The following is a 9,999-nucleotide window of genomic DNA, read 5'->3' on the forward strand; positions in this document are numbered from 1 at the left end:
CGCCGCCGCCCCGGACGCCGAGGACACCCCGGCCGACCCGGCACCGGGCGGCGACCCGGTGTCCGGCCGTGCCCGGCCCGTCGACGACCGCCCGTGGCCGCCACCGCCCACCGGATCCCCATCCACCCCGCAGCACCCGGACCGGCACGACCAGGCCCGGCAGGAGGACCACTGATGCCCCGCCGCGACGACATCGACCACGTCATGGTGATCGGCTCCGGGCCGATCGTCATCGGTCAGGCCTGCGAGTTCGACTACTCCGGCACCCAGGCGTGCCGGGTGCTGCAGTCCGAGGGCATCCGGGTCTCCCTGGTCAACTCCAACCCGGCGACGATCATGACCGACCCGGAGTTCGCCGATGCCACCTACGTCGAGCCGATCACCCCGGAGTTCGTCGAGAAGGTCATCGTCGCCGAGCGCGACAACGGCACCCCGGTCACCGCGATGCTCGCGACCCTGGGCGGGCAGACCGCACTGAACACCGCGATCGCGCTGCACGAGAACGGTGCCCTGGAGCGCCACGGCGTCGAGCTGATCGGCGCCGACGTCGACGCCATCGAGCGCGGCGAGGACCGGCTCAAGTTCAAGGACATCGTGATCGGGGTCGGCGGCGACGTCCCCCGCTCCCGGGTCTGCCACTCCATGGAGGAGGTCCGCTCCGCCGCCGACGAGCTGGGCCTGCCCGTGGTCATCCGGCCGTCGTTCACCATGGGCGGGCTCGGCTCGGGCATGGCGCACTCGGCGCAGGACCTGGAGCGCCTCGCCGGCGCCGGGCTCGCCGCCTCCCCGGTCACCGAGGTCCTCATCGAGGAGTCGGTGCTCGGCTGGAAGGAGTACGAGCTGGAGCTCATGCGCGACCACCACGACAACGTGGTCGTCATCTGCTCCATCGAGAACATCGACCCGATGGGCGTGCACACCGGTGACTCGATCACCGTCGCCCCGGCGATGACCCTGACCGACCGCGAGTACCAGCACATGCGCGACGTCGGCATCGCCGTGCTGCGCGCGGTCGGCGTCGACACCGGCGGCTGCAACATCCAGTTCGCGATCCACCCCGAGACCGGGCGCCTGGTCGTGATCGAGATGAACCCGCGCGTCTCGCGGTCCTCCGCGCTGGCGTCGAAGGCCACCGGCTTCCCGATCGCCAAGATCGCCGCGAAGCTCGCCGTCGGCTACACCCTCGACGAGATCCGCAACGACATCACCGGTGAGACCATCGCCGCGTTCGAGCCGTCGCTGGACTACGTGGCGGTCAAGATCCCGCGGTTCGCGTTCGAGAAGTTCCCCGGCGCCGACCCCGAGCTGACGACGACCATGAAGTCCGTCGGCGAGGCGATGGCGCTGGGCCGCTCGTTCCCGGAGGCGCTGGGCAAGGCGCTGCGCTCGATGGAGCGGGAGCGGGCCGGGTTCTGGACCGCTCCCGACCCGGAGGGCGAACCGCAGTACACCGTCCCGGTCGACGGCCGCATCTACGAGGTCGAGCGCGCGCTGCGCTCCGGCCAGTCGGTCGACGACGTCGCCAAGACCTCCGGCATCGACCCCTGGTTCGTCGACCAGATCGCGCTGCTCGGCGAGATCCGTGCCGAGCTCGAGGCCGCACCCGTCCTCGACGCCGACCTGCTGCGCCGGGCCAAGCGCCACGGCCTGTCCGACCGTCAGCTCGCCGCGGTGCGCCCCGAGTTCGCCGGTGAGGACGGCGTGCGCACCCTGCGCCACCGCCTCGGTATCCGGCCGGTCTACAAGACCGTCGACACCTGCGCCGCCGAGTTCGCGGCGAGGACGCCGTACCACTACTCGGCCTACGAGACCGACCCCGCGGCCGAGTCGGAGATCGCCCCGCAGACCGAGAAGCCGAAGGTCCTGATCCTCGGCTCCGGCCCGAACCGCATCGGGCAGGGCATCGAGTTCGACTACTCCTGCGTGCACGCGGTCATGGCGCTGCGTGCCGCCGGGTTCGAGACCGTCATGGTCAACTGCAACCCGGAGACGGTGTCCACCGACTACGACACCGCCGACCGTCTCTACTTCGAGCCGCTGACCTTCGAGGACGTCCTGGAGGTCGTGCACGCCGAGCAGGCCTCCGGCACCGTCGCGGGCGTCATCGTGCAGCTCGGCGGGCAGACCCCGCTGGGGCTGGCCCAGCGCCTCACCGACGCCGGGGTGCCCGTCGTCGGGACCTCCGCGGCCGCGATCGACCTGGCCGAGGACCGCGGCGCGTTCGGCGAGGTCCTGCGCAAGGCAGGCCTGCCCGCCCCGGAGTTCGGCATGGCCACCTCCTTCGAGCAGGCCCGGGGGATCGCCACCCGGATCGGCTACCCGGTGCTGGTGCGGCCGTCCTACGTGCTCGGCGGACGCGGCATGGAGATCGTCTACGACGAGGCGACCCTGGCCGGCTACATCGCCCGCGCCACCACCATCTCCCCGGACCGCCCGGTGCTGGTCGACAAGTTCCTCGACGACGCCATCGAGATCGACGTCGACGCCCTGTGCGACGGCGAGGAGATCTACCTCGGCGGCGTGATGGAGCACATCGAGGAGGCCGGGGTCCACTCCGGGGACTCCTCCTGCACCCTGCCGCCGATCACGCTGGGCTCCTCGGTGCTGGCGAAGGTCCGCGAGGCCACCGCCGCCATCGCGCACGGCGTCGGCGTGCGCGGGCTGCTCAACGTCCAGTACGCCCTGCACGGCGACGTGCTCTACGTGCTGGAGGCCAACCCGCGGGCGTCGCGGACGGTGCCGTTCGTGTCCAAGGCGACGTCGGTGCCGCTGGCCAAGGCCGCCGCCCGGATCATGCTCGGCGCCACCATCGCCGACCTGCGCGGCGAGGGCCTGCTCCCGGCGACCGGCGACGGCGGCGCGCTGCCCGCCGACTCCCCGGTCGCGGTCAAGGAGGCGGTACTGCCGTTCAACCGGTTCCGCAACACCGCGGGCCAGGGCGTCGACCCGCTGCTCGGCCCGGAGATGAAGTCCACCGGCGAGGTCATGGGCTTCGACTCCGCCTTCGGCCCGGCGTTCGCCAAGTCGCAGGCCGCCGCCTACGGCTCGCTGCCGACCTCGGGCACGGTGTTCGTGTCCATCGCCGACCGCGACAAGCGGGCGATGGTGTTCCCGATCCGCCGCCTGGCCGACATGGGCTTCGAGGTCCTCGCCACCGAGGGCACCGCGGAGATGCTGCGCCGCAACGGGATCGATGTCACCGTGGTGCGCAAGCACAGCGAGGGATCCGGACCGGAGACCCCGACGATCGTCGACACCATCCTCGCCGGGGACGTCGACCTGATCGTCAACACCCCGGTCGGGAACCCCGGTCCGCGCGTCGACGGCTACGAGATCCGCGCCGCCGCGGTGTCGCGCGGGGTGCCGTGCATCACCACGGTGCAGGGGACCGCGGCCGCGGTGCAGGGCATCGAGGCGCTCGCCTCGGGCGGGCTCGGCGTGCGGTCGCTCCAGCAGGCGCACGCGGCGCTGAAGGCGAAGGCGTGAGCTTCGCCGCCCGGCTCGACGGGGCCGTCGCCGCCCACGGGCCGCTGTGCGTCGGGATCGACCCGCACCCGGCGCTGCTGGCGGCCTGGGGCCTCACCGACGACGCCGACGGCCTCGCCGCGTTCGCCGACCGCTGCCACGCGGCGTTCGCCGGGGCGGTGTCGGTGGTCAAGCCGCAGGCGGCGTTCTTCGAGCGGCACGGCTCGGCGGGCGTCGCGGTGCTGGAACGGCTGCTCGCCGGGTTCGCGGGCTCGGGCACCCTGACCCTGCTCGACGCCAAGCGCGGCGACATCGGCTCCACCATGGACGGCTACGCCGACGCCTATCTGCGCGTCGGCGCGCCGCTCGCGGCGGACGCGCTCACGCTGTCGCCCTACCTGGGTTTCGGGTCGCTGGAGCCGGCGCTGACCGCCGCCGACGAGGCCGGGCGCGGGGTGTTCGTGCTGGCCCGCACGTCCAACCCGGACGGTGCCGCGGTGCAGTGCGCCACGACGGCGGACGGGGTGAGCGTCGCCCAGCGGATGGTCGACGACGCCGCCGCCCGCAACGCCGGTGCGCAGCCCCGCGGCGCGGTGGGCGTCGTCGTCGGCGGCACCCACGAGCACGGCCTGGACCTGACCGCGTTGAACGGCCCGGTGCTGGTGCCCGGGCTCGGTGCCCAGGGCGCGAGCCCGGCCGACGTGGTGTCGCGGTTCGCCGGCACCGCGGGCCCGGTCCTGCCGGTGTCGGCGCGCGGTGTGCTGCGGGCCGGCCCCGACACCGTCGCCCTGCGGGACGCGGCACACCTGCTCGCGGAGGAGCTGGCCTCCACCGCCGCCGGGGCGCACTGAGCGGGCGCCGGTCCCGATGATCGTCTGCTGTGAGGTGTCCGGTGCCGGATCCGGCACCGGACACCTCACGCGTCGCGATCATGGACTCCGGGACGGCACGGGTCCGGTGGTGGGCAGGCGACGCCGGACCCGCGCCGGGCGGTCCACTCCACCCGCCGGGCGCCCCCGGGCGCACCGGGACGTCGATCGGGCGCGTCCGGTGGCGGGCCGGCTGCCCCGTCCGGCGGGCAGCACTGCGCCGACCCGCCCTACGGGGGAGCCGGATGGCACTCCTGTCGTGGTTCGAACAGGGTGCCGTTGATCACCTCCTGACGGCCGAAACCGGAGGTGGGACCCCCATTGACGCCTCCGTGGAGGTCGTGGGTACGTTCGAATACGACGCCGGGGACGTCCCCCGGACGGGTCGGTGCGACCCACCACCCGATCGCTGACGCGACACCCCGGCGCGAGCCGGGATCACGGCGGCGAGAACGACGAGAACGACACAGGAAAGTACGGAGGAACCAACCGTGGCCCTTCCCCAGCTGACCGAGGAACAGCGCGCCGCCGCGCTGGAGAAGGCCGCGGCCGCGCGCCGGGCCCGGGCCGAGCTGAAGGACCGCCTCAAGCGCGGCGGCACCACCCTCGAGGAGGTGCTGAAGAAGGCCGAGACCGACGAGGTCCTCGGCAAGATGAAGGTCTCGGCTCTGCTCGAGGCCCTGCCGAACGTCGGCAAGGTCCGCGCCCAGCAGATCATGGAGGAGCTGGAGATCGCGACCAGCCGCCGTCTGCGTGGCCTGGGTGACCGGCAGCGCAAGGCGCTGCTCGAGCGCTACCCGAGCTGATCCGGGCGTCCCGTGACCGACACCTCCTCCGTCATGCCCTCCGGCCGGACCGGCCCCGCCCGCGGGCGGCTGCTCGTGCTGGCCGGGCCGTCCGGGGTGGGCAAGAGCAGCGTGGTCGCGGGACTGCGCGAGGCGCTGCCGGAGCTGCTGTTCAGCGTGTCCGCCACGACCCGGCCCGCGCGGCCGGGCGAGGTGGACGGCCGTGACTACCGCTTCGTGTCCCGCGAGGAGTTCGACGCGCTCATCGAGCGCGGCGAACTCCTCGAGTGGGCCGAGGTGCACGGCGGGCTGCAGCGCTCCGGCACGCCCCGGGTGCCCGTCGAGCAGGCTCTCGACCGGGGCCGTCCGGTCCTGGTCGAGGTCGACCTGCAGGGCGCCCGGTCGGTCAAACGGGTCCTGCCCGAGGCCGTCACCGTCTTCGTCGCGCCACCCTCGATGGAGGAGCTGGCCCGCCGGCTCACCGACCGCGGCACCGACACCCCCGAGCAGCGCGAGCGCCGGCTGCGGACCGCCATCGAGGAGATGGACGCCCAGGGGGAGTTCGACGAGGTGGTCGTCAACGACGACCTGCAGGCCGTGATCGGCCGGTTGGTAGCATTGGCGGTCGACCGCGGCGCCGTCTGAGCGCCCCAGGTCCCCCTCGTTCTTCAGGAGTCCACCACGTGAGCACGCCCACCGGCACCGCCACCGCCCCCGAGGGCATCACCTACCCGCCGATCGACGACCTGCTCGGCCAGGTCAGCTCGAAGTACGCTCTGGTCATCTACGCGGCCAAGCGCGCCCGGCAGATCAACGACTACTACTCCCAGCTCGGTGAGGGCCTGCTCGAGTACGTCGGCCCGCTCGTCGAGCCGGGCCCGCGCGAGAAGCCGCTGTCGATCGCGATGCGCGAGATCCAGGCGGGGATGCTCGAGCACACCGAGGGCGAGTAAGACCTCTCGATGGCTCCTCCCGAGGTGCTCCTCGGCGTCTCCGGCGGCATCGCCGCCTACAAGAGCGCCGAGGTGCTGCGTCGCCTGACCGAGTCCGGCCACGCGGTGCGGGTGATCCCCACCGAGTCCGCGCTGCGGTTCGTCGGGGCCGCGACGTTCGAGGCCCTGTCCGGCCGGCCCGTCGCCACCGGGGTGTTCCACGACGTCCACGAGGTGCCGCACGTGGCCCTGGGCAAGGGCGCGGACCTCGTCGTCGTCGCCCCGGCCACCGCGGACCTCATGGCCCGCCTCGCGCACGGCCGCTCCGACGACCTGCTGACCGCGGCGCTGCTGACCGCCCGGTGCCCGGTGGTGCTGGCGCCCGCGATGCACACCGAGATGTGGGAGCACCCCGCGACGGTCGACAACGTCGCCCTGCTGCGCGCCCGCGGCACGGTGGTGATCGAACCCGCCGCGGGCCGGCTGACCGGCGCGGACACCGGCAAGGGCCGGCTGCCCGACCCGGCCGAGATCGTCGACCTGGCCCGGCTGCTGCTGGAGCGCCCGGACGCGCTGCCGCGGGACCTGGAGGGCCGCCACGTGGTCGTCAGTGCCGGTGGGACCCGGGAGGACCTCGACCCGGTCCGCTTCCTCGGCAACCGGTCCTCGGGCCGGCAGGGCTGGGCGCTGGCCCGGGTCGCCGCCCAGCGCGGCGCGCGGGTGACGCTCGTCGCCGGGCACACCGCGGACCTCGGCGCCCCGGCGGGGGTGGACGTGGTCGCCGCGGGGACCGCCGTCGCCATGGAGGCCGCCGTCCGCGGTGCGGCCGTGGACGCGGACGCCGTGGTGATGGCCGCCGCCGTCGCGGACTTCCGGCCGGTCGACACCGCCGCCGACAAGATCAAGCGCGGCGACGCGGAGCCGGCGCCGCTGCGGCTGACCCAGAACCCCGACATCCTCGCCGGGCTCGTGGCCGACCCGCCGCGGTCGGGTCAGGTCGTGGTCGGGTTCGCCGCCGAGACCGGCGACGCCGACGGGGACGTGCTCCACCACGGCCGCGCCAAGCTCGCCCGCAAGGGCTGTGACCTGCTGGTGGTGAACGCGGTCGGCGACGGCAAGGCCTTCGAGACCACGGACAACGCCGGCTGGCTGCTCGCCCGCGACGGCGGCGAGGACGAGCTGCCGTTCGGCTCGAAGGCGCTGCTCGCCTCCCGCATCTGGGACGCGGTCGTCCCGCGCCTGCGCTGAGCACCCCCGGACACGACGACGGGCCCGCACCGGAGAACCCCCGGTGCGGGCCCGTCGTCGTGTGCGACCGGACTCAGTCCTCGTCGAAGAAGGAGCTGCGCGTCGGCTCCGCCTCGTCGGAGGAGGAGTCGGACCCCTCGCCCGACCCCTCACCCGACGTGGACGGCGTGGCCGACGAGGTCGACCGCGGCGAGGACGTGGACGGCGTCGCCGAGGAGGTCGAGCGCGGGCTCGACGTGGACGGCGACGAGGTCGACGGGGCCGACCGCTCGGCGCTGCTCGGGGTCAGCGAGTCCTCCGACGACCCGTAGCCCTCGGAGCCGGAGGTCGAGACGTACCGGGTCATCGCCCAGCCGCCGTACTCGGGGAGCTCGACGAACCCGTCCTGGGTCTCTCCGGTCGAGGTGGACTCACCCCGCTCGCACACGCCGACGATCGGCGCGTCGGCCTCGGGCTCGGAGCGGACGTTGACGCTCTGGGTGCAGGTGCCGGTACCGGCGGCCGACGCGGTGCCGGCGACGATGCCGGTGGTGGTGACGCCGGCCACGGCCAGTGCGCCGAGGACGGCTGCGACGCGTCGCGAGTTCGGCTTCATGGTGGAACAACCTCCGTGCCGCCGGGGCCGGGGAGGCCACCGTGCGGATCCGTTCGTGGGCGACCCCGCGGGGCGTGCGAGGTGTTGTCCCGCCCAACGAGCCGACGCCCGTTCGATTCGTGAGCAGAGGGTCAATCACCCCATCCGGCGACACCGGGTAGCGGATTCTCCGGGTGTTGTCACGCTCCGTGTGTGAGTTCCCTCGTGCGAGTCCCGTACGGGCGGCCGGTCTGGACTACCCTGCATCCGAGGGGCGCTCGCGATCATGGTCGTGCGTCCGAGCGAGCGCGACGACGTCGTCGCGCCGGAGCGGAGAACGTTTCCAACGGGATGGAGAAACTGCGCGTGTCCAACACGAGCCGTCGCCTGTTCACCAGCGAGTCGGTCACCGAGGGCCACCCCGACAAGATCTGTGACGCGGTCAGCGACACGATCCTCGACGCCATGCTCGCGCAGGACCCGAGCAGCCGGGTCGCCGTCGAGACCCTGGTGACCACCGGTCAGGTGCACGTCGCCGGTGAGGTCACCACCAACGCCTACGTCGAGATCCCGCAGCTGGTGCGGGAGAAGATCCTCGAGATCGGCTACGACTCCTCCGCCAAGGGCTTCGACGGCTCCTCCTGTGGCGTCAACATCGCCATCGGTGCGCAGTCGCCCGACATCGCCCAGGGGGTCGACACCGCCTACGAGAAGCGCGTCGAGTCCGCCGAGGACGAGATCGCCAAGCAGGGCGCCGGCGACCAGGGCCTGATGTTCGGCTACGCCTGCGAGGACACCCCCGAGCTGATGCCGCTGCCGATCGCGCTGGCGCACCGCCTGTCGCGCCGGCTGACCGAGGTCCGCAAGAACGGCACGCTGCCCTACCTGCGCCCGGACGGGAAGACCCAGGTCACCATCGAGTACGACGGCGACAAGCCGGTCCGGCTCGACACCGTGGTCCTGTCCTCCCAGCACGCCGCGGACGTCGACCTCGACGGCATGCTGGCTCCCGACATCCTCAAGCACGTCGTCACGCCCGAGGTGGAGGCGCTGGGCTGGGACCCGTCGCAGCCGCGGCTGCTGGTCAACCCGACCGGCCGCTTCGTGCTCGGCGGCCCGATGGGTGACGCGGGCCTCACCGGCCGCAAGATCATCGTCGACACCTACGGCGGCATGGCCCGCCACGGTGGCGGCGCCTTCTCCGGCAAGGACCCGTCGAAGGTCGACCGCTCCGCCGCATACGCCATGCGGTGGGTCGCCAAGAACGCCGTCGCCGCCGGGCTCGCCGGGCGGATCGAGGTCCAGGTCGCCTACGCGATCGGCAAGGCCGCCCCGGTCGGGCTGTTCGTGGAGACCTTCGGCACGGAGAACGTCGACCCGGCGCGGATCCAGGCCGCCATCGAGGAGGTCTTCGACCTGCGCCCGGCCGCGATCATCCGCGACCTGAAGCTGCTGCGCCCGATCTACGGGCCGACCGCCGCGTACGGCCACTTCGGCCGCACCGACGTCGAGCTGCCGTGGGAGGACACCTCCCGCGCCGACGCCCTGAAGTCGGTCGCCGGCGGCTGAGCGCCGAGCACGTGCCCCGTGGCCGTCGACCGCCCCGCGCGGTCGGCGGCCACGGGCGTCTCCGGGTGGCGTCGGTGCCGCGTGGTAGACCCTCGACGTGAGCTCTCCGCGTACGGCACCGGCGGCCCGCGCCCGCCGCCCGGGGCGCGACCGGGGGCAGTGGCAGCCCGCCCCGGCCCGTCCGGTCGCGCGGGTGCTGGTCGACGTCGCGCTGCCGCACCTGGACCGGACCTTCGACTACCGCGTCCCGACCCATCTCGACGACGCCGCCGTCCCCGGTGTGCGGGTGCGGGTGCGCTTCGCCGGCCGCCTGGTCGACGGCTTCCTGCTGGAGCGCTCCGACGACACCGCCCACGCCGGGAAGCTCGCCTGGGTCGACAAGGTCGTCTCGCCCGAACCGGTGCTCACCGCCGAGGTGGCCGGGCTGGCCCGGGCCGTCGCCGACCGCTACGCCGGGGTGATGGCCGACGTCCTGCGCCTCGCGGTGCCCGCCCGGCACGCCCGCGTCGAGTCCGAGAGCCCGCGGGAACGCGGCGCCGCCGAGCCTGCCCCGGTCG

At 73.6% G+C, this 9,999-nt stretch carries 8 protein-coding genes and 1 pseudogene; 8 read left to right on the plus strand and 1 reads right to left on the minus strand.

Annotation, left to right across the window (positions count from 1 at the left end; all coding sequences use genetic code 11):
• The first annotated feature begins 174 nt into the window (after positions 1 to 174).
• From carB to coaBC, 6 genes are all read left to right on the plus strand, one after another.
• Positions 175 to 3,486, plus strand: coding sequence for a carbamoyl-phosphate synthase large subunit (gene carB / locus GTW08_RS19285; RefSeq protein ID WP_073574693.1), 3,312 nt, complete (start codon positions 175 to 177; stop codon positions 3,484 to 3,486).
• Positions 3,483 to 4,316 carry an orotidine-5'-phosphate decarboxylase gene (gene pyrF / locus GTW08_RS19290; RefSeq protein ID WP_073574694.1) on the plus strand — a complete coding sequence of 278 codons (834 nt, stop codon included), beginning with the start codon at positions 3,483 to 3,485 and terminating at the stop codon, positions 4,314 to 4,316. The genes carB and pyrF overlap by 4 nt, the downstream gene beginning before the upstream one ends.
• Positions 4,317 to 4,825: 509 nt before the next feature.
• Complete coding sequence (gene mihF, locus GTW08_RS19295) at positions 4,826 to 5,140, plus strand: integration host factor, actinobacterial type (RefSeq protein ID WP_020627642.1); 315 nt, start codon at positions 4,826 to 4,828, stop codon at positions 5,138 to 5,140.
• A 33-nt stretch (positions 5,141 to 5,173) separates the two neighbouring features.
• Positions 5,174 to 5,764, plus strand: a complete 591-nt coding sequence (gene gmk, locus GTW08_RS19300; RefSeq protein ID WP_073575279.1) for a guanylate kinase — start codon at positions 5,174 to 5,176, stop codon at positions 5,762 to 5,764.
• 38 nt (positions 5,765 to 5,802) lie between these two features.
• Complete coding sequence (gene rpoZ / locus GTW08_RS19305) at positions 5,803 to 6,072, plus strand: DNA-directed RNA polymerase subunit omega (RefSeq protein WP_073574695.1); 270 nt, start codon at positions 5,803 to 5,805, stop codon at positions 6,070 to 6,072.
• Between the two features lie 9 nt (positions 6,073 to 6,081).
• Positions 6,082 to 7,299 carry a bifunctional phosphopantothenoylcysteine decarboxylase/phosphopantothenate--cysteine ligase CoaBC gene (gene coaBC, locus GTW08_RS19310; protein ID WP_073574696.1) on the plus strand — a complete coding sequence of 406 codons (1,218 nt, stop codon included), beginning with the start codon at positions 6,082 to 6,084 and terminating at the stop codon, positions 7,297 to 7,299.
• 73 nt (positions 7,300 to 7,372) lie between these two features.
• Here coaBC and GTW08_RS19315 read toward each other — a convergent pair whose 3' ends face one another.
• Positions 7,373 to 7,894 carry a hypothetical protein gene (locus tag GTW08_RS19315; RefSeq protein WP_073574697.1) on the minus strand — a complete coding sequence of 174 codons (522 nt, stop codon included), beginning with the start codon at positions 7,892 to 7,894 and terminating at the stop codon, positions 7,373 to 7,375.
• Positions 7,895 to 8,224: 330 nt separating this feature from the next.
• Between GTW08_RS19315 and metK the strand changes: the two genes are divergently transcribed.
• Together metK and GTW08_RS19325 are read left to right on the plus strand one after the other, a co-directional pair.
• The gene (gene metK, locus GTW08_RS19320; RefSeq protein WP_073574698.1) at positions 8,225 to 9,442 is read left to right on the plus strand and encodes a methionine adenosyltransferase; all 1,218 of its coding nucleotides are present in this window, start codon (positions 8,225 to 8,227) and stop codon (positions 9,440 to 9,442) included.
• Positions 9,443 to 9,539: 97 nt separating this feature from the next.
• Positions 9,540 to 9,999 (plus strand): annotated as a pseudogene (locus GTW08_RS19325) (primosome assembly protein PriA); the annotation flags it as partial.

This window comes from Pseudonocardia sp. SID8383 (assembly GCF_009864975.1).
In the GTDB taxonomy this organism is placed as follows: domain Bacteria; phylum Actinomycetota; class Actinomycetes; order Mycobacteriales; family Pseudonocardiaceae; genus Pseudonocardia; species Pseudonocardia alni.

Bases quoted from the DNA above. Each gene is read 5' to 3' on its own strand.
- gmk (WP_073575279.1), top strand. From the start codon at position 5,174: ATGCCCTCCGGCCGGACCGGCCCCGCCCGCGGGCGGCTGCTCGTGCTG.
- coaBC (WP_073574696.1), top strand. From the start codon at position 6,082: ATGGCTCCTCCCGAGGTGCTCCTCGGCGTCTCCGGCGGCATCGCCGCC.
- carB (WP_073574693.1), top strand. From the start codon at position 175: ATGCCCCGCCGCGACGACATCGACCACGTCATGGTGATCGGCTCCGGG.
- GTW08_RS19315 (WP_073574697.1), bottom strand. From the start codon at position 7,894: ATGAAGCCGAACTCGCGACGCGTCGCAGCCGTCCTCGGCGCACTGGCC.
- metK (WP_073574698.1), top strand. From the start codon at position 8,225: ATGGAGAAACTGCGCGTGTCCAACACGAGCCGTCGCCTGTTCACCAGC.